The 21,077-nt window shown below is 62.7% G+C and carries 24 protein-coding genes and 1 tRNA gene; 12 read left to right on the top strand and 13 right to left on the bottom strand.

Annotated features, from left to right (window positions below):
• Positions 1 to 61: 61 nt before the first annotated feature.
• Entirely contained in the window at positions 62 to 928 is an 867-nt protein-coding gene (locus LB569_RS07365; protein ID WP_224691634.1) for a sterol desaturase family protein, read from the bottom strand.
• 335 nt (positions 929 to 1,263) lie between these two features.
• On the opposite strand from LB569_RS07365, the gene LB569_RS07360 reads away from it, so the two are divergent.
• Positions 1,264 to 1,497: a hypothetical protein gene (locus LB569_RS07360; RefSeq protein ID WP_224691633.1), complete on the top strand. Its 234-nt coding sequence runs from the start codon at positions 1,264 to 1,266 to the stop codon at positions 1,495 to 1,497.
• 18 nt (positions 1,498 to 1,515) lie between these two features.
• Here LB569_RS07360 and LB569_RS07355 read toward each other — a convergent pair whose 3' ends face one another.
• From LB569_RS07355 to LB569_RS07345, 3 genes are all read right to left on the bottom strand, one after another.
• Entirely contained in the window at positions 1,516 to 1,731 is a 216-nt protein-coding gene (locus LB569_RS07355; protein WP_140701192.1) for a hypothetical protein, read from the bottom strand.
• Positions 1,732 to 1,789: 58 nt separating this feature from the next.
• Positions 1,790 to 2,032: a hypothetical protein gene (locus LB569_RS07350; protein WP_224691632.1), complete on the bottom strand. Its 243-nt coding sequence runs from the start codon at positions 2,030 to 2,032 to the stop codon at positions 1,790 to 1,792.
• A gap of 132 nt (positions 2,033 to 2,164) precedes the next feature.
• Positions 2,165 to 2,254, bottom strand: a tRNA-Ser gene (locus LB569_RS07345).
• A 269-nt stretch (positions 2,255 to 2,523) separates the two neighbouring features.
• Here LB569_RS07345 and LB569_RS07340 point away from each other — a divergent pair.
• The 9 genes from LB569_RS07340 (at position 2,524) to LB569_RS07300 (ending at position 12,017) form a co-directional block, all read left to right on the top strand.
• Positions 2,524 to 3,747 (top strand): septal ring lytic transglycosylase RlpA family protein, encoded by a 1,224-nt coding sequence (locus LB569_RS07340; protein WP_140701190.1) that lies wholly within the window; start codon positions 2,524 to 2,526, stop codon positions 3,745 to 3,747.
• Between the two features lie 92 nt (positions 3,748 to 3,839).
• On the top strand, positions 3,840 to 5,003 hold the full coding sequence (locus LB569_RS07335) for a D-alanyl-D-alanine carboxypeptidase family protein (protein ID WP_224691895.1): 1,164 nt from the start codon (positions 3,840 to 3,842) through the stop codon (positions 5,001 to 5,003).
• An 80-nt stretch (positions 5,004 to 5,083) separates the two neighbouring features.
• Positions 5,084 to 5,758 (top strand): dTMP kinase, encoded by a 675-nt coding sequence (gene tmk, locus LB569_RS07330; protein ID WP_224691631.1) that lies wholly within the window; start codon positions 5,084 to 5,086, stop codon positions 5,756 to 5,758.
• Positions 5,755 to 6,807, top strand: coding sequence for a DNA polymerase III subunit delta' (locus tag LB569_RS07325; RefSeq protein WP_224691630.1), 1,053 nt, complete (start codon positions 5,755 to 5,757; stop codon positions 6,805 to 6,807). The genes tmk and LB569_RS07325 overlap by 4 nt, the downstream gene beginning before the upstream one ends.
• Positions 6,808 to 6,890: 83 nt before the next feature.
• Positions 6,891 to 8,441, top strand: coding sequence for a methionine--tRNA ligase (gene metG, locus LB569_RS07320; RefSeq protein ID WP_224691629.1), 1,551 nt, complete (start codon positions 6,891 to 6,893; stop codon positions 8,439 to 8,441).
• The gene (locus LB569_RS07315; RefSeq protein WP_224691628.1) at positions 8,441 to 9,241 is read left to right on the top strand and encodes a TatD family hydrolase; all 801 of its coding nucleotides are present in this window, start codon (positions 8,441 to 8,443) and stop codon (positions 9,239 to 9,241) included. Before metG ends, LB569_RS07315 begins: the two co-directional genes overlap by 1 nt.
• Positions 9,238 to 10,059, top strand: a complete 822-nt coding sequence (locus tag LB569_RS07310) for an MBL fold metallo-hydrolase (RefSeq protein WP_224691627.1) — start codon at positions 9,238 to 9,240, stop codon at positions 10,057 to 10,059. The genes LB569_RS07315 and LB569_RS07310 overlap by 4 nt, the downstream gene beginning before the upstream one ends.
• A 324-nt stretch (positions 10,060 to 10,383) precedes the next feature.
• Positions 10,384 to 10,908, top strand: coding sequence for a dihydrofolate reductase family protein (locus LB569_RS07305; RefSeq protein ID WP_224691626.1), 525 nt, complete (start codon positions 10,384 to 10,386; stop codon positions 10,906 to 10,908).
• Between the two features lie 197 nt (positions 10,909 to 11,105).
• Positions 11,106 to 12,017 (top strand): agmatinase, encoded by a 912-nt coding sequence (locus LB569_RS07300; RefSeq protein WP_224691625.1) that lies wholly within the window; start codon positions 11,106 to 11,108, stop codon positions 12,015 to 12,017.
• On the opposite strand, the gene LB569_RS07295 is transcribed toward LB569_RS07300, so the two are convergent.
• From LB569_RS07295 to LB569_RS07270, 6 genes are all read right to left on the bottom strand, one after another.
• Positions 11,927 to 12,361 carry a hypothetical protein gene (locus LB569_RS07295; protein ID WP_224691624.1) on the bottom strand — a complete coding sequence of 145 codons (435 nt, stop codon included), beginning with the start codon at positions 12,359 to 12,361 and terminating at the stop codon, positions 11,927 to 11,929. The two genes, LB569_RS07300 and LB569_RS07295, sit on opposite strands and share 91 nt — an antisense overlap.
• A 3-nt stretch (positions 12,362 to 12,364) precedes the next feature.
• Positions 12,365 to 13,246 (bottom strand): aldose 1-epimerase family protein, encoded by an 882-nt coding sequence (locus LB569_RS07290; RefSeq protein WP_224691623.1) that lies wholly within the window; start codon positions 13,244 to 13,246, stop codon positions 12,365 to 12,367.
• A 157-nt stretch (positions 13,247 to 13,403) separates the two neighbouring features.
• Positions 13,404 to 14,120 (bottom strand): Bax inhibitor-1/YccA family protein, encoded by a 717-nt coding sequence (locus LB569_RS07285; protein ID WP_224691622.1) that lies wholly within the window; start codon positions 14,118 to 14,120, stop codon positions 13,404 to 13,406.
• A gap of 23 nt (positions 14,121 to 14,143) precedes the next feature.
• Positions 14,144 to 14,917: an anti-sigma factor family protein gene (locus LB569_RS07280; RefSeq protein ID WP_224691621.1), complete on the bottom strand. Its 774-nt coding sequence runs from the start codon at positions 14,915 to 14,917 to the stop codon at positions 14,144 to 14,146.
• On the bottom strand, positions 14,914 to 15,444 hold the full coding sequence (locus tag LB569_RS07275; protein ID WP_411970195.1) for a sigma-70 family RNA polymerase sigma factor: 531 nt from the start codon (positions 15,442 to 15,444) through the stop codon (positions 14,914 to 14,916). Before LB569_RS07275 ends, LB569_RS07280 begins: the two co-directional genes overlap by 4 nt.
• A gap of 75 nt (positions 15,445 to 15,519) precedes the next feature.
• On the bottom strand, positions 15,520 to 16,113 hold the full coding sequence (locus LB569_RS07270; protein WP_224691619.1) for a histidine phosphatase family protein: 594 nt from the start codon (positions 16,111 to 16,113) through the stop codon (positions 15,520 to 15,522).
• Positions 16,114 to 16,232: 119 nt separating this feature from the next.
• Between LB569_RS07270 and LB569_RS07265 the strand changes: the two genes are divergently transcribed.
• Complete coding sequence (locus LB569_RS07265) at positions 16,233 to 17,417, top strand: aromatic amino acid transaminase (protein ID WP_224691894.1); 1,185 nt, start codon at positions 16,233 to 16,235, stop codon at positions 17,415 to 17,417.
• 89 nt (positions 17,418 to 17,506) lie between these two features.
• Positions 17,507 to 18,331, top strand: coding sequence for a nucleoside triphosphate pyrophosphohydrolase (gene mazG / locus LB569_RS07260; protein WP_140701163.1), 825 nt, complete (start codon positions 17,507 to 17,509; stop codon positions 18,329 to 18,331).
• Positions 18,332 to 18,384: 53 nt separating this feature from the next.
• Here the strand turns inward: mazG and hflX are convergent, their stop codons facing one another.
• From hflX to LB569_RS07245, 3 genes are all read right to left on the bottom strand, one after another.
• Positions 18,385 to 19,767 carry a GTPase HflX gene (hflX, locus tag LB569_RS07255; RefSeq protein ID WP_224691618.1) on the bottom strand — a complete coding sequence of 461 codons (1,383 nt, stop codon included), beginning with the start codon at positions 19,765 to 19,767 and terminating at the stop codon, positions 18,385 to 18,387.
• Positions 19,768 to 20,013: an RNA chaperone Hfq gene (hfq, locus tag LB569_RS07250; RefSeq protein WP_006202172.1), complete on the bottom strand. Its 246-nt coding sequence runs from the start codon at positions 20,011 to 20,013 to the stop codon at positions 19,768 to 19,770.
• Between the two features lie 144 nt (positions 20,014 to 20,157).
• Positions 20,158 to 21,021, bottom strand: coding sequence for a D-amino-acid transaminase (locus tag LB569_RS07245; RefSeq protein ID WP_140701159.1), 864 nt, complete (start codon positions 21,019 to 21,021; stop codon positions 20,158 to 20,160).
• Positions 21,022 to 21,077 lie beyond the last annotated feature (56 nt).

Here is a 21,077-nt window from a genome sequence, read left to right as displayed (position 1 = left end):
CCGAGACCACCCGCGAGGGAATCTCTCCTGCCATTGGTCGACACGAGGGCGAGATTGTTGCCTAACCGCCGATATTGACCGCGCTTATCGCCGCCTGATCCTGGCTGTTTCGCGGAGGCTGGCTTTCATGGAGGGCTTCGCTGTCCGGCATTGCCGGATTCGGTCGTTTCCTGCGGGGGCGTAGCGGATAGCCGATCTGTCCGAAGTAGCTGGAGGGCACAGGATCATCGACGCCATACTTTTCGGGCACCTTATTGCCGGTGGCATTGTACGTGCCGAAAACCACGTCGAGGAAGGGCAACTGTCCGGCGAAGTTCTTGTCATAGGCTTCGCGCTGGTTGGCGTGGTGCCAGCGATGGAACTGCGGGCTGGCGATCAGCCATTTCAAGGGGCCGAACGGAATGCGCAAGTTCGAATGAACAAGCAGCGTGTGCCAGAAGTAGATGGCGGAAAACACGGCGATCGAGGTTTCGGAGAAGCCGAGAAAAAAGATCGGTGTCAGCGAAATAGCCTTCGTGAGCAGGGCGTCGACGGGATGAGAGTGGAATGCACCGAGCCAATCCAGTTCCTCGATGCCGTGATGAACCGCATGGAACTTCCAAAGCGCGGGAATCTCGTGAAACGCGCGGTGTGCCCAGTAGACGCCGATATCGGTGATCAGGATGATTTCGGCGACCTGCAGCCAGATGGGCTGGCCGCCGACCGCTTGCGTTATCGATTGCGGGACCAGCATCGCGGCGGCTTCGAGCGTGTTGGCCGCTATCAGGATTATTGCCGCTTTTATGACGAGGCCGTTGAACAGCACATAGATCAAGTCCACGCCCAGGCCCTTGCGCAGGATCTTCTGCGGCCGCTCGGCAAACAGATGCTCAACCGGAATGAAGATCAGCGCACAGATCAACAGCCCCTTGATGCCAAAGATATCCATTCGACCGCTTCTATCGCCTTGCCTTTGGCCAGCGCCACTCGCGCTTCAGCTTTCCGACAGAACCACATGTCTCCTTTCCAAAGGCTTGACGCAGGCCGCCAGGGTCGCGCCCGCGAGGCTGGTCATGAGACAAAGGCGCTCGCCGGTGTCACATCCTTGTCGCAACCCGACGCTATCTGGTCGGCGCGCGCTTGATGAACGCAGCGAAACGCGCGTCCTCCCAGGACTAACCCTGCCGGTCCCTGCCGGTGGGGTTTTTCATTTCGAGAACCATATTGTCGGTCGCGAGTTGTCCTTGCTATTGTGGCACTACGGTCAGCACAGGAACGCCCATCATGGACGCAACTGAAATGAGTGCGATCGGCGACACCCTCATGAGGATCGTCACGCCCGACATGTCTCCCAAGCAGCTTGTCAAAGCTGCCCGGAAGGCCCACCCCAAGGCCTCGAAGAAGGATGTTGCGAGAGCGGCCTTCTTCTCGATCATCGCAAACGCCGATCAGGATATCGGCAAGGCCAGGAACCTGCAGGCATTTGCCATCGCGGAACGCACACAGCAGTCCGATTGAGCAGGTCGGGGCCTTGGCTTATCCCGGCTGCTCAGGGTGGCGGGGCCTTCTCAGTGATAAATGGCCGACCATACGCAATCCAACCAGCATGATCGCCATGGCGACGGCACAGATGCCGACTCCGCGCCGAAGTGAGGCCGTCAGCCCCTGCCTTTCGTACGACATTTGCGGATCGGCATTGAAATCCTCTTGTATTTGGCGCTCGATCTTTTTCAGCAGCTCGGCTTCCGACACCTCTAGCCCCTGTCGCCGTCAGATGAATTGATACCGCGAACGCTTGCGGCTTCTGCTGCTAGCCCTTTATTGATCCGCCGTCATGGCGATGAGTTTCCGGGCCTGGACGCGCTTTACGCAGTGAGCGGGGAAAATCCGGCCAGGTGGCCTTCGCGCAGTCTTTCGCGGTGGCGATAGGTTCATCGGGCGGAACGTTCGATGCCTGCGTGGACGCCGATGAAAAAAGCAGCGTTTGGGTGGTCAATGCCGAGACGGCGGCGACTTGTATGAGGAGCGCGGCGAAGGCGATATTTTTGAGCATGCGCGACAACGCGCCTATCTGTACAACGTTCCAGCCAGTGGGCTTGGGGCTTTCTTACCGATTTCCCGGGCCAGGTAACGGCTACGTCACAAGCGCAAATAGCCGTCTTGGGGCAATTGAAGTACATGGTTCTGGCGGAGGGAGTGGGATTCGAACCCACGGTGAACTTGCGCCCACGCCGGTTTTCAAGACCGGTGCCTTAAACCGCTCGGCCATCCCTCCGTTGACTGCCGGCCACTGCTCTAGTGTGCCCGGCAAAGGCCTGTCAACCGGTTGCATCAAGCGCGGGGTCTCGGGGGGACCCGAGGACTGGACAAGCTGCGTCACAATCTTGCCCGGTTCCGGCCACAATCGATTAATACCGTGATAAACAATTCCTGCGCACAAAGGATCGGGGTCCAAGACGTCGTTGACATTGTCGAGTGAGCGCTTGGCGCCTCCGGTGGTCGGATACGACGTCGTTTGGTAGAGACTTTAGGGGGCATTCAAGAATGCAGGCTGTGACGCATCCGCGTCTTCGTCGCGTTGCAACGGTTGCGTTGCTTGCGGCGTCGGCTGCATTGCTTGCCGCTTGCGCGTCGCAGCCCGAGCCGAAAGGCATGGTCTACAAGAAGACCCGCTCCAAGGAATATTTCGCCGAGACGGAATATGGCGTGAAGGCCAGCCCGCGCGTTGCCTTCATGCGGCGCGGCGGCGGCCGCGACCAGCTTGGCAAGCCCTATCAGGTGCGCGGCAAGTGGTATTATCCCAAGGAAGACAAGAAGTACGCCAAGGTGGGCCTGGCCTCGTGGTATGGCGATGCCTTTCATGGCCGGCTGACCGCCAATGGCGAAGTCTATGACACGGCACAACTGACGGCGGCGCATCCGACCATGCCGCTGCCCAGCTATGCCCGCGTCACCAACCTCGAAACCGGCAGTTCGGTCATCGTGCGCGTCAACGACCGCGGCCCCTATCACGAGGGCCGCATCATCGACGTCTCGGAGCGGGCGGCGCAGATGCTCGACTATGACAAGGTCGGCACCGCGAAAGTGAAGGTCGAATATGTCGGCCGCGCACCGCTCGACGGCAATGACGACCAGTATTTGATGGCCTCCTACCATCCAGGCAACCGGATACCGGATCCATCGGATGGCTTGCCGACCGGCGTCATGGTGGCCATGAACGGACCGTCGCCAAGCCTTCCTGTCGGTGCTGCCGCCGTGCCGTTTCCAGGCCAGCTGACCGATGCCGGAGCCTCGGTGCAGGGACAGATGTCCGCGCAGTCGCCGGCCTTCGGCGATCTGCCGCTGCCCGATTTTGGACCGGTTGTGCCCGAGCGGCCGGAGATCGGCTTGCCGGCGCAATCGCCCTTTGCCATGGCATCGCTATCCTATGCCGATGAACGCGTCCATCGCGCGGATGTCTTTGCCGCGCTGGACGACAGCGGCATGTCGCCCGCCGACATACTGCGGTCGTGGAAAAAGACCAGCCGCCAAGCGGCGCCGTCCAGCTCCGACTATGTCGCCGCCGGCACGTTCGACGATGCCGCCGAAGCCAAGCGTGTGGCCTCGGCACTGAAGCCCTTCGGCAGAATAGAGATCCAGCGGTCCGATCTCGACGGCAATGACTGGTACGCGGTCAACCTCTATCCGGACGGTCATGGCGGCCTGGACGAGTTGCTGAAGGCGGCATGGTCGCATGGCGCGCCCGACGCGCTGGCCGTGCGCGACTGATCCAGGTCCGGCCGCCGCCGGCAGTTGATCCGTCGCCGAAAAAGCCCGATAGTTTCGGCACGCCGGAGGGGCCGGCCAACGGGTCGAATTTCATGCAGTTTCGCTTGCTTCCGCCTTTTGCCGTTTTTTTTCTCCTCAGCCTCCTGCTTACGCTTTCGCCGGCCCGCGCGCAGCTTTTCGAGACCAAGGCCGCACAGGCCTTCATGATCGATGCCGACACCGGCACGGTGCTGTTTGCGAAAGATGCCGACAAACCCATTCCGCCGGCCTCGATGGCCAAGCTGATGACGATGGAAGTGGTTTTCAACGCCCTCAAGTCCGGGCGCCTCAAACTCGACGACACGTTCGTGGTCAGCGAGAACGCCTGGCGCAAAGGTGGCGCGCCATCGGGGACCTCGACGATGTTCGCCAAGCTCAAATCGGCGATCCGGATCGAGGACCTGATCCAGGGGGTGACCGTGCAGGCCGCCAATGACGGCTGCATCGTCATCGCCGAAGGCATGGCCGGATCCGAGGACAATTTTGCCGGAGAGATGACCGAACGCGCGCGCCAGATTGGCCTCAAGACGTCGACTTTCGTCAATTCGACCGGCTTGCCGGCCGATGGCCAGCAGACAAGCGTACGCGAACTGGCGCAACTCGGCCTGCACCTGTGGCGCGAATACCCGGATTTCTATCGGTATTACGGCTTGAAGGATTTCACCTGGAACAAGATCTCGCAGAGGAACCGCAACCCTCTGCTGGCCATGGATATCGGCGCCGACGGCCTTGCTGTCGGCGCCAGCGAGACATCCGGCTTCGGCATCGTCGCTTCGGTCAGCCACGACGGCAAGCGGGTGGTCGCTGCAATGAGCGGGCTGGCCAATGACAAGGAGCGTGCCGAAGAGGCGCGCAAATTGCTCGATTGGGGCGTTCGTTCGTTCGAGAAGACCGAGATCTTCGCCAAGGATGAGGTGGTCGGGGAGGCGCAGGTCTTTGGCGGTGCGAAATCCGGCGTGACGTTGAAAGCAAAAGGTCCGATCGACATCTTCCTGCCGATCACCAACCGCGACAAGCTGACCGCCAGGATCGTCTACACCGGCCCGGTCGCAGCTCCCGTGGAGGAGGGGCAGCCGGTGGGGGCACTGCGCGTCTGGATTGGTGATACGCTCAGCCAGGAGACGCCGCTGTTCGCCGCCGAGTCGATCGGCGTCGGCACGTTGCCGCAACGCGCCCTCGATGCCGTCAAGGAGCTGGCGATCGGCTGGCTGCGATAGCACCTACGGCATGGATTTTTTCGCGAACGCGGACTATCTAGAGCGCAACAATCCACTCAAACACGAATAAAGGCCCTCGGTTGGCGCGCGGATTTTTCATCACCTTCGAAGGCGGCGAAGGCGCAGGCAAGTCGACACAGATCGAGCGACTGGCCAGAAAGATGCGCGCCAAGAAGTATGATGTGCTGCGCACGCGCGAACCGGGCGGCTCGCCGGGCGCCGAAGCGGTTCGGCATGTGCTGCTTTCGGGTGCCGCCGAACCGTTCGGGCCGAAAATGGAAGCACTGCTCTTCGCCGCCGCGCGTTCCGATCATGTCGAGCAGGTCATCCGGCCGGCGGTCGAACGCGGCTCGATCGTGCTTTGCGACCGCTTCCTCGATTCCTCGCGTGTCTATCAGGGCGTCACCGGCGGGATCGATCCGGCCTTCATGGCCATGCTGGAACAGGTCGCCATCAACGGCATGATGCCCGACATGACGCTGATCTTCGATATCGACCCGGCCGAGGGTTTGAGGCGCGCGACATTGCGGCGCGGCAGCGATGCCGATGCCGACCGCTTCGAAAAGGAGACGCTGGCCGTTCACCAGGCCCGCCGCGAAGCGTTCCTGGCGATCGCGGCGGCCGAGCCGGAACGCTGCGTCGTCATCGATGCGTCCGCCGATCCGGACACGGTGGAGGACGTCGTCACCGCGGCCGTGTTCGCGGCGCTGGAGGCAAGGGTACCCGCGCGCAACAGGCAGGCCGCACCCGCATGATCTTCGAACGCATCGCGCCTGAACAACACGACACGCTGGACGGTGTGCCGGAACCTTCCGAAACGCCGCGTCTGGTCGGGCACGGCCAGGCCGCCGCCATGCTCGCCGCCGCCTATCGCGCGGGAAAGCTTCCGCACGCGCTGATCTTCGCCGGACCGGTCGGGATCGGCAAGGCGACGTTTGCCTTCCATCTCGCCCACCACCTTTTGAAGCATCCGGCCTTCGACCAGGCGCCAGGCAATCTTGCGGTTCCCGATCCGGCCTCGTCGCTGTTTCGCCAGATCGCCACCGGGGCGCATCCAGGCGTGCTGCATCTGACCCGCCCGTTGAACGACAAGACCAAGAGCTTCAAGACCGTCGTCACCGTCGACGAAATCCGCAAGGTCAGCCGCTTCCTGTCGCTGACTTCGCACGACGGCAGCTACCGGGTGGTCATCGTCGATCCGGCCGACGACATGAATGCCAATGCGGCCAATGCCTTGCTGAAGAATCTCGAGGAGCCGCCGGCACGAACCCTGTTCATTCTCATCGTCCATGCGCCTGGCAGCCTGCTGCCGACGATCCGTTCGCGCTGCCAGGTGGTGCGGCTGACGCCGCTCGACGCCGACGAACTGATGGCGGTGCTGGAGACCGCGGAGCCGCCGCCGGACGATCCGGCCGCGCGAGCCGCACTGGTCGAGCGGGCAGGGGGAAGCGCCCGCAACGCCATCCTGTTGACGCAGTATGGCGGGCTGGAGATCGCGCAGACACTCGATGGCCTGGTGGCGACGGGTAAGGGCGATATTGGCCGCGCCTATCGCCTGGCCGAGGCCGTCGCGGGCAGAGACCAGGCGATCCAGTTCGACATCTTCAATCGTCGCGCGCTGGACCTTCTGTCGGACGCGGCAAGCCAGGCGGCGCTGGCCGGCGACCTCGCAAGGGCGAAAACATTATCGGACACTTGGCACGAGGCGCTGGACGCGATATCTGAGACCGATACCTACAATCTCGACAAGAAGCAGCACGCCTTGACCATGATCGACCGCCTGAATTCTGCGATGCGAATGTGACGGTCCCCACGGGATGGCAATCGCCATTCCGATGCGATATCCACCGCCACGGCTTCCATTCAGACATTCATGACGGTTCATTCATGTCACGCGACACATTCTACATCACGACCGCGATTTCCTATCCGAACGGCAAGCCGCATATCGGCCATGCCTATGAGCTGATCGCCACCGACGCGCTTGCCCGCTTCCAGCGGCTCGACGGCAGAAAAGTCTTCTTCCTCACCGGCACCGACGAGCACGGCATCAAGATGCTGCAGACGGCCAAGCGCGAAGGCATTTCGGCGCGTGAATTGGCTGACCGCAATTCCGCCGAGTTCAAGCGCATGGCGACCGCGCTCAACGCCTCCAACGACGATTTCATCCGCACCACCGAGGAGCGGCATTACGCGGCGTCGCAGGCGATCTGGAAGGCGATGGCCGCCAATGGCGACATCTACAAGGGCGGCTATGCCGGCTGGTACTCGGTGCGCGACGAAGCCTATTACGGTGAGGAGGAAACCGAGGTTCGCCCCGACAATGTCCGCTACGGGCCGCAGGGAACGCCGGTCGAATGGGTCGAGGAAGAGAGCTATTTCTTCCGCTTGTCGGCCTATCAGGACAAGCTCATCGCGCTTTATGAAAACCAGCCCGACTTCATCGGCCCGGCCGAGCGCCGCAACGAGGTGATGAGCTTCGTCAAGTCGGGGCTGAAGGATCTGTCGATCTCGCGCACCACCTTCGACTGGGGCGTGCCGGTGCCTGGCGACGAAAAACACGTGATGTATGTCTGGGTCGACGCCTTGACAAATTACCTCACCGGTGTCGACTATCCCGATGAAAAGGCTGATGATTGGCGTTTCTGGCCAGCCGATGCGCACATCATCGGCAAGGACATCGTGCGTTTCCACGCGGTGTACTGGCCGGCCTTCCTGATGTCGGCCGGCATTCCGCTGCCGAAGCGCGTTTTCGGCCATGGCTTCCTGTTCAACCGCGGCGAGAAGATGTCGAAGTCGGTCGGCAACGTCATCGACCCGTCCACCATGGTGGAGCATTACGGGCTCGACCAGGTGCGGTATTTCTTCCTGCGCGAAGTTCCATTCGGCCAGGACGGAAGCTACAGCCATGAAGCGATCGTCAACCGCACGAATGCGGATCTCGCCAACGGTCTCGGCAATCTAGCGCAGCGCTCGCTGTCGATGATCGCCAAGAACTGCGGCGGCGTGGTGCCGAAGCGCGGCGATCTGACGGAAGCCGACAAGGCGATCCTGGATCAGGCAGTCGACGCCCTCGCCACCGCGCGCAAGGCAATGGCCGAGCAAGGCATCCATCTGGCATTGGCGGCGATCTTCGGCGTGGTGGCGGAGGCCGACCGGTATTTCGCCGGACAGGAACCTTGGGCGTTGAAGAAAACCAACCCGGAGCGCATGGAAACGGTGCTTTGGACGACGGCCGAAGTGGTGCGGCGCTTGGCGGTCCTGTGCCAGCCCTACATTCCGGGATCGGCCGGCAAGCTGCTCGATCTGCTGGCGGTGCCGGCCGACGCGCGTGACTTCGTGCATGTTCATGCCGACCATGCACTGGTGTCCGGTACGGCATTGCCGGCGCCAGTGGGGGTCTTTCCGCGTTATGACAAGCCGGACGCGGACGCCTGATGCTCGTCGACAGCCATTGCCATCTGGACTTTCCGGATTTTGCCGAAGAGCGGGCGGCCATTGTCGCCCGCGCCAAGGCGGCTGGTATCAGCCGGATGGTGACGATCTCGACGCGCGTGAAGCGGTTTCAGCAAATCATTGAGATCGCTGAGACTTTCGACGAAGTCTATTGCTCGGTGGGCACCCATCCGCACAATGCGGCAGAAGAGCTCGACGTCACCACCGCCGACCTTGTCCGCCTGTCCGCTCATCCCAAGGTAGTGGCGATCGGTGAAGCCGGGCTCGACTATTTCTACGACAAGGCACCACGCGATGCGCAGGCTCAAGGTTTTCGCGCCCACATCGCCGCCGCCCGCGAGACCGGGCTGCCTCTCGTCATCCACTCGCGCGATGCCGACGACGACATGGCCGCCATTCTCGAGGACGAGACCGGGAAGGGCGCCTTCCCGTTCATCCTGCACTGTTTTTCCTCGGGACGGCGGCTCGCCGAGGTCGGCGTCTCGTTAGGCGGCTACGTGTCGTTCTCGGGTATCCTCACCTTCAAGAACTCGGTCGAATTGCGCGCTATCGCCGTGGATGTGCCGCACGACCGTTTGCTGGTCGAGACCGACGCGCCATATCTGGCGCCGGTGCCGTTTCGCGGCAAGCGCAACGAGCCGGCCTATGTCGCGCAGACCGCCAAGGTGCTGGCCGAGACAATCGGCGTCAGCGAGGCTGCAATCGCGGCAGTGACGACCGACAATTTCTTTCGGCTGTTTGGAAAAATGCCACTCCCCGACCAGCGAGCGCTCGAGGCATGAGCGACCGGCTGCGCCTGACCATTCTCGGTTGCGGATCGTCGCCAGGCACGCCACGCATCACCGGCGACTGGGGCAATTGCGATCCCGCCAACCCCAGGAACCGGCGCATGCGCACGGCGGCACTTGTCGAGCGCATTGGTGCCAATGGCGGCCGTACCACGGTCGTCATCGACACCGGGCCGGATTTCCGCGAGCAGATGCTGATGGCTTCGGTCAGGCGCATCGATGGCGTGATCTACACGCACCCGCATGCCGACCACATCCACGGCATCGACGATCTGCGCGGCTATGTGCTGGAGCAGCGCCATCGCATCGACATCCATGCCGACGAGCCGACCATGCTGCGGCTGCGCGAGGCATTCGGCTATTGCTTCGAGACGCCGCCAGGCAGTTCCTATCCGCCGATCGTCGATGCCCACATCATCGATCATGCCAGGCCGGTCGTGATCGAAGGAGAGGGGGGTGCCCTCACCTTCGAGCCGCTGCCCCAGATCCATGGCGACATCATCTCGCTCGGCTTCCGCATCGGCGGCCTCGCTTACTGTCCCGATATCAGCGATTTTCCCAAGACCACCGCGGAACGGCTGCAAGGCCTCGACATGCTGGTCATCGACGCGCTGCAATACAACACGCATCCAAGCCATCTCTCGCTTGGCCAAGCGCTCGACTGGATCGCGGCGCTTTCGCCTGCGAAAGCGGTGCTGACCCACATGCACGTGCCGCTCGATTACACCGCCGTGATGACCGAGACGCCCGACAATGTCGAACCGGCCTATGATGGCATGGTGATAGAAATCCCATACGAGTCAGGACGATAGAGACAGCGGCTCGGGTAGTTTTCAATTTGCCGTTCGAACGTTCGAGAACTCGAAGTCGTGAAGTGTGAGACGCTTGCCGCCAATGGCCAAAACGCCGCCAATCCCCGATCTGTGCCCACGTGTTAGTTCCATAATCTATCTTATGCGACTTATGGATGCAGGCGCAAAGTTGAAGGCGCGCGGCAGCAACAGCCCTCACCAGAAAAAATTTGGGCACGTGTCGGGCAGCTTTGGTTTCGTTCGTCTTGTAGGAGCTAGTGTGCCTTGGCCAAAGGGATCGCGTGGATTGGTCCCGCATAGCTGACACGTGCGGAGATTTTGCACATGGCGAGGATCGTCTTCGGAATGAACGTGTCGCTGGACGGATACGTCGACCACGACAAATTCGCGCCTGATGCGGCGCTGTTTCGTCATTGGATCGAACACGTGCACGGGCTAACCGGCAGTTTGTACGGTCGCCATATGTACGAGATCATGCGCTACTGGGACGAAGACCGGCCTGAATGGACTCCGGATCTACGCGACTTTGCAGCGGCATGGCGGCGGCAGCCGAAATGGGTCGTGTCGCGCTCGCTGAAGTCTGTCGGCCCTAACGCCACACTTGTCGGGGATGACACGGAGGCTGCGGTGCGCAGGCTTAAAGATGAACTGCCGGGCGAGATTTCGGTTTCCGGACCGGGCCTGGCGGGAAGTTTGACCGAGCTTGTCGATGAATATCGACTTTACGTCCACCCCGTCGTACTCGGTCGCGGCAAGCCGTTTTTCGCCGCCCCCCGGCCGCGGCTGCGCCTCGTGGCCAGCGACCTGATCGGCGGAGACGTCATCAGGTTGACTTACGTTCCTGCCTGATTTCACAAAATCGCCTTACGGGATCAGGCCCTCTGTCACCAAAATTATCCCTGTGGTTGCGTTCAGTTCATAAGAGACGAACTCGCCTGCCCGAGCCCATGCGGCGGGCGGTTTCGGCTGTGGAATCCGGCTGACGAACCAACTACCCTGCCCCAATCTGCTCACCGCGCTTCGGCTGGACGCAAAAGGCACAAGAAATGACCGCTCGACCTTCCTTTCTCGGCTTGCCCGATCGCCTTGCCGATGGGGTGACGCCTCGTGCGGTAATCTTCGGCGCTGGTCACGGCAGCACCTATCCCGGCAAGGACAGCAGCGCCTATGCCCTTGCCGCCGATGCTGTCCGTGGCGCGAGCCTTGACGATGCCGGGCTCGTCGAACACTGGGATTTCGACCTCGGCGGGCCGCTGTTTGACGGCAAGCCCAACTGTTGCATCGATGCCGGCGACATCCCGACGACCCTGCATGACAATGCCGGCAATCGCGCCGGGATCGAGGCCAAGACACGCGAGATCCTGGCCTTGCCGGCGGTGCCCATCCTGCTCGGCGGCGACTGCTCGGTGACCATCCCCTTCCTCGCCGGTTTTGCGGACCAAGGTCCGGTATGGGTTCTGCAGATCGATGCGCATATCGACTGGCGCGACGAGGTGCATGGCGAGCGCTACGGCTATTCGAGCCCGATGCGGCGCGCCAGCGAGATGCCGCATGTCGCCGGCATGGTGCAGGTCGGTCTCCGCAGCGTCGGCAGCGCCCGCCTTGCGGAAATCGAAGCGGCACAACGCTACGGCAGCCGTTTCGTGACCGCCCGCGAGATCCACACCCAGGGTATCGAAGCCGCCCTGCGGCATATTCCGGAAGCAGCGCGGGTTGTCGTCACCCTGGATTTCGACAGCCTCGACCCTTCCATCATGCCGGGCGTGGCGGCGCGTACGCCTGGCGGCCTCACCTACACGCAGCTGATCGACCTGATCGCCGGCCTTGGCAGGCGGGCCAAAATCGCCGGTTTCGACCTCGTCGAGTTCTATCCTCCCGCCGACATCGACAATCTGTCGGCGCTTACCGCCGCCCGGGCTCTCGTAAATGTGATCGGAACCATTGTTCGACGGGTTTGAAATCCGGCCTTTCCGTACTGAGCGATTGATGAATATTCAGGCAGTGCGACTGAAACGCGCTTGAGTTCATCGCGGCCCAACCGTCCGCTCGCCAGGGCGGTACGGCGAATGGAAACGCTGACGCGGGGCGTCTGCCGCTCGAGTTCGAGACGTTTGGGGACGGTGCCGGCGGATGTCACGACGCCGCGCGCGACAAGCCCCTGCCCGCCTTCGTTCTCGCTGGCGAACAGGAAGACGATGTCACCCTCGGCGATGTGCTTGCCGCCATACATGGTTTTCTGGGCGGCGAAGACGAAGGCCTCCGACCGCGGGTCCCTGATCTCGGCCTTGATGGCATACGCCATGGCTTACGGTTCCCGGCTGAAGCCTATCCGGTAGTTCAGCACGCGCCGGGCGCCCGGCTCGATCAGCATGACACCCGGCTTCTCGGCAAACTCGCCGTCGAAATCGACAGGGCTGGTGATCCCGTGCCAGGGCTCGATGCACAGGAACGGTGCGCCGCCGGGTTTGGACCAGATGCCCAGTTCCTGAAATCCCCGCCATGAGACCTCGATCGCCGGGCCGCGATCGGCGCCGTAGCGAACACTGTGGCTGGCTGGGTTGTCCAGGATCACGGCATCCTCATCGAAGAGCCGCTCGGAGAGCTCGAGGATATTGCCTTTGACAGGCGTCGGCTGCGCCGCCGGAAGCAGAAGGCCTTCCTTCAGGCGGCGGATTGGTGCGCGCTCTGGTTCGGCGAAGATCAGCCGGTAGGCCTGCTTGGGCAATTCCGGCAGCAGCGGCCAGTTGAACGCCGGATGCGCCCCGATCGACGCCGGCATCGGCTCGTCGCCGGTGTTGGTGATCTCGAATCCTATCTCGAGTTGCCCCTCGCCCAGCGCATAGGTCACGGCAAGGCGAAATGCGAACGGGTAATGCGTTCGGGTCTCCGCGTCGTCGGTGAGCAGCAGGCTACAGAATCGCGAGCTCCTCTGCGCCCAGGCAAACGGCTTGTCGCGGGCGAAGCCGTGCTGCGTCATCGGATAGGTCTGGCCGCCATGGCGCAGCTGATCGCCCTTCAGCCGGCCGACGATCGGAAACAGGACCGGTGAATGGCGCCGCCAGGCCGGTCCAGCCTGCCACAGGAACTCAAATCCTTGTGCATCCCGCAGGGAAACCAACTCGGCGCCGTGTGAGAGGATGGTTGCCAATATGCCGTCGCCATGAAGCGTCAGGCCGTCCTGTTCCATTTGTCCTCGCGGTTTGTCTGGCTTGGCCGGCAGGCTAGCAAATGGTCGGGCGTGAACTCAAGGCGGCGGTGCGAGCCAGACGTCTTTCGAACGAAAATGGCCGGAGGTTCCCTCCGGCCACGCCAAGACTCAAAGCTGTTGCCTGCCACGGTCCGGACTATTCGCGCTCACCGGTGAAATTCAACAGCAACTGGAAGATGTTGATGAAGTTCAGATAGAGCGAGAAGGCGCCGAAAACGGCGAGCTTCTGGCGCGATTCGCCGTCGAAATTCTCGGCATACTGTTCCTTGATCGTCTGCGTGTCCCAGGCGGTCAGGCCGATGAACACGGCGATGCCGATCACCGAGATGGCGAACTGCAGCGCGGTCGAGCCGAGGAAGATGTTGACGATGCTGGCGATCACCACGCCGATCAGGCCCATGATCAGGAAGGACGAGAACTGGGTCAGGTCACGCCTGGTCGTGTAGCCGTAGAGGCTGGTGGCGCCGAACATGGTGGCGGCGATGAAGAAGGTGCGCGCGATGCTGGTTCCGGTGAAGACCAGGACCACCGAGGCCAGCGACAGGCCCATGACAGCACAGAAGGCCCAGAACATCGCCTGCGCGCTCGATGCCGACATGGTTTGCATCTTGAACGAGAACAAAAGCACGAAGGCGAGCGGCGCCAGCATCACCACATATTTCAGCGGGCTGGAAAAGATCGGCACGTAAAGCGCCGGCGTCGACGACACCATGAAGGCGACAAGGCCGGTGACGACAAGGCCGAGGCCCATATAGTTGTAGACGCGCAGCATGTGCTGGCGCAGGCCTTCGTCATAGACGACTCCGGACCGGGCGCCCGCGCCGACGCGGTATCCCATATTGGGGGTATTCATCTCAATTCTCCTTTGCGGGTCGATCAGTAAAGCGTTCTGGCGAGCGTCTCCGCGGCGCGGTCGAGGTCATGGACCCCACTTTTCGCGACAACCGCATAGGCGACCTCGCCGATCTGGAAATAGGCCGACGAAATATCGCCCGAAGGCGCCACGGTCGGCTTGACCACGTCGAAGCTGCCCGGCCGGATCGCGAACAACGACACCAGGCCCATATCCTTCGTATCGACGGCCATCTCGACGCTCGGTCCGAAGCGCGACGGATAGATCTGCACGTCGCGCACCTTCCAGTCCTTCGGCAGGGATGGCATGACGATGGCGGTGGCGGCGCGGATCTCGCCGGCATTGTAATTGGGCGCCTCGGTTTGCGAGGGCATGCTCTCGCGCACCAGTGTCGTCCTGTGTGCCCGCACGGCCTCATCGACATAGGCAGGCGGCTGCGGCGAGGCGATAACCTTGGTCACCGACATCGGTCCGATGATGCCATTGGCCAGCCAGCCGGCGCCGACCAGGGCGGCAACCGTCGCCGCACGCTGCAGCACACCGAAGATGCGGCCCCGGCCAAGCCCCCTCTCCAGCCGCCGCGCGGCATCGGCCGTCGCCGGCCGCGCCATGCCCTGGGAGCCGGCAAGCGCCACGCGCAGCTCGTCGCGGGTTCTGAGATCCAACATCACACGCGCGGCCGTCTCCGGGCGCGCGGACAGGAAAGCTTCGACCTCGATGCGGCGGGTGACATCGAGTTGATCGTCGACATAGGCGTCGAGATCGGCGTCTGTAACCGGGTCGACCAGAGCGGTCATGAGTCGCCTCCCACGATCCTGAGATGATTTTTGCCGCGCGCCGGTGCTTCTTCCATCTGGCGCAAGGCGGCGCGCGCCCGGCCGATGCGCGACATCAGCGTGCCGAGCGGCACGCCGCTGGCATTGGCGGCCTGCTGGTAGGAAAGGCCCTCGATGGCGACCAGATGCAGAGCCGAGCGCTGCTCTTCCGGCAGGCTGAAGAAGGCTTCTCGCACCTGCGCAAGGCGCACCGAATGCTCCTGCGGCGCTGGCGTGCTGCTGTCGGCCAGATATCCGGCCTGTTCGAGGCGCGCGGCTTCCGACCGGCGCGAGCGCACCCGGTCGATGAAGGTGTTGTGGACGATCGACAACAGCCAGGCTCGCAGGTTTCCGCCCGAGCGGAACGTGCCGCGCCGCTCATAGGCACGCACCAGCGCGTCATGCACGAGATCCTCGGCCTCGACGCCGTCGCGCGTCAGCGAGCGCGCGTAGCGCCGCAGCGACCCGAGCTGTCCTATGATGTCAAAGCGTGGCATCGACCGTTTCATGCCCTGTTTACGGAGCATGTGGGGATTTTAATCCCGGCTACCGCCAAATTTTTCGCCGGGCATCCGACGCCGCACTCAAGCCTGGCGCGGATTTGCCGGTTTGGGAGCCGTCATGCCGCAAGCGCGCAGCACCCACCGGCGGCCGTCGCTGCGAAAATCGGTGATGCTCAAGGGTTCGATGTCGATCTTCGCGCTGGCGGCAAGCGGCGCGCCGAGAACGTGCAGGATAGCGGTGCGGATGACGCTGGCATGCGTCACGGCGATGGTGTGGCCGGCTTCGGCAATCAAGCCATCCATCAGCTTTGACGCCCTGCCCGCTACATCGGCCAGCGACTCGCCACCATGCGGGGCGGTATTGGGATTGCTAAGCCAGGCAACGATCTCATTCGGCTGTTGCGCCTGCACCTCTTCGAAGCTCCTGCCTGACCATCGTCCGTAGTCCTGGTCCGCCAGCAGCGGTTCGACCGATGCTTCCAGCCCCAACGTCTCGGCGGTCTGGCGAGCCCGCAGCGCCGGCGCGGTCCAGACGTGGTCGGCGCGGCGCAGCGTCCCGCGCATCGCTCTGGCCGAGGTCAGCGATCTCGGCTCCAGCGGCTCATCGGCCGGAAACGATCCTTTCCGGGTCGCCGCCGTGGCGCCGGCACAGATCATGGTCAGACGGACGAGCATGGAGCATGCTTTCTCTGAAGTGGTTGAAAGCCGCACCAACAGGTGCCGGCGCAATCAAAACCGCTGGTGAAACGTGGCCGATTTGCGTATCACTCCGCCGCGCCAACGGAACCATAATGATGTTCGAAGACCTGCAGCCAGCTCCCGCCGACAAGATTCTCGCGCTGATCGGGCTCTATCGCGCCGATCCACGTCCTGGCAAGGTCGACCTCGGCGTCGGCGTCTACAAGGATCGCGACGGCAAGACGCCGGTCATGCGCGCCGTGCGCGAGGCCGAGAAGCGGCTGCTGAATAGTCAGGACACCAAGACCTATCTCGGCCTTGCCGGCGATACCGGCTTCAACACAGTCATGGCCAAGCTCGCCTTTGGTCCGGGCGCCGACATGGCGCGCATCCGCGCGGCACAGGCGCCTGGCGGTTCCGGTGCGCTGCGACTGGTGGCGGAACTGCTCAAGCGCACACGGTCGGACGCGACGGTGTGGGTCTCCGACCCGACCTGGCCGAACCATATGCCGGTGATGCGGGCCGCCGGCCTGCAAATCCGCGAATACCCCTATTTCGACGCGACTTCGGGCGCGGTTCGTTTCGACGACATGCTGGCGGCGCTGCGGACGGCGCAGAGCGGCGACGTGGTGTTGCTGCACGGCTGCTGCCACAACCCGACCGGCGCCAATCTGGACGCCGCTCAGTGGGAGGCCGTGACCGATCTTGTCGTCGAGCGCGGTCTGCTGCCGTTTGTCGACATCGCCTATCAGGGCTTCGGCGATGGCCTGGAGGCCGATGCCCTCGGCTTGCGGCTGCTGGCGGCGAAAGTTCCGGAAATGGTTGTCGCGTCGAGCTGTTCGAAGAATTTCGCCGTCTACCGCGACCGTGTCGGCGCGGCGATGGTCCTGGCCCGGGACGGTGCGCAGGCGGACATCGCGATGAGCCAGATGCTGTCGGCGGCGCGCGCCATGTATTCGATGCCGCCGGACCACGGCGCGGCCGCGGTACGCATCGTGCTGGAAGACGCCGCGCTGCGTGCCGACTGGGAAGCCGAACTCGAGGAGATGCGCCTGCGCATGCTGCGGCTTCGTGTGGCTTTCGCCGAGGCACTGCGCCGGCAATCCAACTCCGACCGTTTCGACTTCGTTGCCAGCCATCGCGGCATGTTCTCCAGGCTCGGCCTCACGGAAGCGCAGGTCGAACGGCTGCGCGCCGAGCACGCCGTCTACATGGTCGGCGACAGCCGCATCAACGTGGCAGGCCTGCCGGAGGACGGCATGGATGACCTCGCCAAGGCGATCGTTTCCGTGCTGGACTGACGAAGCTGATACGGTGCAACTGTGGACAAGGTCCCCTTCCCGGCTGACAGCGTTGGCCGTGCGTCGGTCGGCGCGATAGCATTCGCCGCATGACACCATCGAAAGATATTTCACGCCTGATCGAGATCATGGCGGCGTTGCGCGCGCCGAAGACCGGTTGCCCGTGGGATATCGAGCAGAATTTCTCCACCATCGCGCCCTATACGATCGAGGAAGCCTATGAGGTGGCCGATGCCATCGCACGCGGCGATCTCGACGATTTGCGCGACGAGCTTGGCGATCTCCTGTTGCAGGTCGTCTACCATGCCCAGATGGCGCAGGAGGCCGGCGAATTCGCCTTTGGCGACGTGGTCCAGGCTATCACCACCAAGATGATCCGCCGCCATCCGCATGTCTTTGGCGACGAAAAGGCCCGCAGCGCCGGCCTGGCCAAGGGCATGTGGGAAAAGATCAAGGCGCAGGAGAAGGCCGAGAAGCGACAAGCCCGCCTCGCGCGAGGCCTCGACCCCGAGGACAATGGCAAGGGCTTCCTGGACAGCGTTCCGGTCGCCCTGCCCGCCTTGACGCGAGCCCTGAAACTTCAGGAAAAAGCCGCCCGCGTCGGCTTCGACTGGAGCGAGGCTGCCCCCATCCTGGACAAGATCGAGGAAGAAATCGGGGAGTTGCGCGAGGCACTGGCCAAAGGTGAAACGGCCGAGATCAAGGACGAGTTCGGCGACATGCTGTTTGCTGTCGTCAATCTCGGCCGCCATCTGAAGCTCGATTCGGAGGCGGCACTCAGCGGCACGAACGAGAAATTCCGCTCACGTTTCCACTATGTCGAGCAGGCCCTGGACAAATCAGGCGGCTCGCTGGAGGAAGCTACGCTGGAAGAAATGGAAGCGCTCTGGCAGGAAGCAAAGACCGCGAAGTAGGCCCGGCAATTCCTTACGAGAAACGCGATACAATTTTCCCGGAATTTACGCGCTTACCCGTTGTTTTTGCGACGCAATCGGCTTTCGATCTCTTCTCGGGCGCTTTGTGTGGCCTTCAGCGAAAGGGTAGCGCTGCCGTCGTCATTGTCAGTCCGCGAAACGACGTCACCATTGCGATAAAGCCAGTCGACCAAGCCGAACTGTGCCGGCTCGATCGTCACCGTCAGATCTTCGAGCTCGCCGGCCATCCGGGTTTCGATGATGGCCTTCAGCGCATCGATGCCTTCGCCCGATACCGCGGATACGGCAATTGGCGGTTCCTTGCTGCCGTCGGCTAGCAGCCGCTGCCTGTTGCCGTCGTCCAGAAGGTCGATCTTGTTCCAGACTTCGATGACCCGCTTGGTGTCGCTGGCATCGACGCCGAGGTCGGCGAGGATGCGCTCGACGTCCTCGGCCTGCGCAGCCGTATCGGGATCGGAAATGTCGCGCAGATGGATGACCAGATCGGCCTCGACCACCTCCTCCAACGTCGCGCGGAAAGCCGCGATCAGATGCGTCGGCAGGTCAGAAATGAAGCCGACCGTGTCGGAAAGAATAATCGGTGTGCCATGTGGCAGGCGCACGCGGCGCAGGGTCGGATCAAGCGTGGCAAACAGCATGTCCTGCGCCAGCACCCCTGCTCCGGTCAGCTTGTTGAACAGCGTCGACTTGCCGGCGTTGGTGTAGCCGACGATCGCCACCACCGGAAACGGCACCTTCTTGCGCTTGGCGCGGTGTAGGTCACGGGTGCGGCGCACGGTTTCCAGCTCGTGCTTCAGTTTTATGATCTTTTCCTGCAACTGCCGCCGATCGGATTCGATCTGCGTTTCACCGGGACCGCCGAGGAAGCCGGCACCGCCGCGCTGGCGCTCCAGGTGGGTCCAGCTGCGTACCAGGCGGCCCTTCTGGTAGTTGAGATGGGCAAGCTCGACCTGCAGCGTGCCTTCCTTGGTACGCGCCCGCTCCCCGAATATCTCCAGGATCAGCCCGGTACGATCCAACACCTTGGCGTTGAATTCCTTCTCGAGATTGCGCTGCTGCACCGGCGTCAGCGGGTGGTCGACGATGACCACTTCCGCGTGACCTTCCTTGACGATTTCGGCCAACTCCTCGACCTTGCCGCTGCCCAGCAGCGTCGCCGGGCGAGGGTCGTTGACGGTCACGACCGCCGTATGGATCAGATCTAGGTTGATGGCGCGGGCAAGGCCGACTGCTTCGTCGTGGCGCGCCTCGGCCGAGCGGGTCAGCCGGGGACGGTTCGTGTCGTCATCGCCGCGCTGCTGGCGGGTAAGCACCGGCACGATGACAACAGCCCGGGTCGGGGCTTCGGCTACCGTCCCGGGATGATGTGCTGGTTTTCCGCGAACCGTGCCGTCCGCGTCCTTCTCACGTGCCAATCAGGCGCCCTGGCTTTCCTCGCCATCGAACATCTGAACCGGCTGGCTCGGCATGATCGTGGAAATGGCGTGCTTGTAGACGAGCTGGGAGTGGCCGTCGCGGCGCAACAGGACGCAAAAATTGTCGAAAGAAGTGACCACGCCGGTCAGCTTCACGCCGTTGATGAGAAAGATGGTGAGCGGGTTCTTGCTCTTGCGAACTGAATTCAGGAACAGGTCCTGAAGGTTTTGCGATCGTTCCGCCATTGTTTTTGTCTTTCGCCGATCCCCTTCGGTTTGCAGCCAATGCGCCAAATTAGCGGGCACATGTCAAGCGCGCAAACACCCTCTTGCCGTCAGTAACGACAAGCAGAACGAGATATATTGATGTTCATTCCACCTGAGCGGTTATCAGGCTGGACTTTTTTCCGCAATGTCAAAAAAGGCCTGCCGCAACGAAAGTGTTATTGAGCCGGGGTGTCCGTTGGCTACGGGATCACCGTCAATGGCCACGATCGGCATGGCAATAGTCGTCGCCGAACTGATGAATGCTTCGCGGGCCGCCTTGGCCTCGGCGACGGAAAATCCACGCTCCTCGATCTTCAGGCCGAGCTTTGCCGCGACTTCGAACATGGTGGTGCGCGTGATGCCGCGCAAAATGCCATGTTCGGCCGGCCGGGTGACCAGAACGCCGTCCCTGGTAACGATCCAGGCATTCGACGAGCCACCTTCCTTGACGTTGCCATCTGTATCCACGAACCACGCCTCCTGCGCGCCCGCCTCCTTGGCCTTCTGCTTGGCCAACACATTGGGCAGCAGTCCGACGGTCTTGATGTCGACACGGTCCCAGCGGTTCTCCGGCACGGTGATGACCGCGATGCCGGTCTCGGCGCGTTTCGTGCCGGCGGCAGGATCCGCCTTCCTGGCTGTCACCACCAAAGCCGGCTTGGTGTCCGCCGACGGAAAAACGAAATCGCGGCTGGCGACACCACGCGTCACCTGAACATAGACCAGACCGTCGACGACATGGTTGCGGTTGACCACCTCGCGCAGGATCAGCGGCAACACGTTGCGCGTCACCGGCCAGGCGATCGACAGTTCGGTCAGCGAGCGGTTAAGCCGGGCGAGGTGGCGCGGCATGTCGACGATGAAGCCGCGCGCCACCTCGCAGACCTCGTAGACGCCGTCGGCGAACTGATAGCCGCGATCCTCGATATGCACGGCGGCATCGGCATGAGCGATGTAGCGCCCGTTCACATAGGCAATGCGCGGCATTTGTCACCTCGGGGAATTTGGTCCGGCCTGTTTAGGCGATTCCGCCCTTGAGGTAA

This window comes from Mesorhizobium sp. BH1-1-4 (assembly GCF_020165665.1).
Classification (GTDB): domain Bacteria; phylum Pseudomonadota; class Alphaproteobacteria; order Rhizobiales; family Rhizobiaceae; genus Mesorhizobium.
This window is presented reverse-complemented; position numbering and strand designations above follow the sequence as displayed.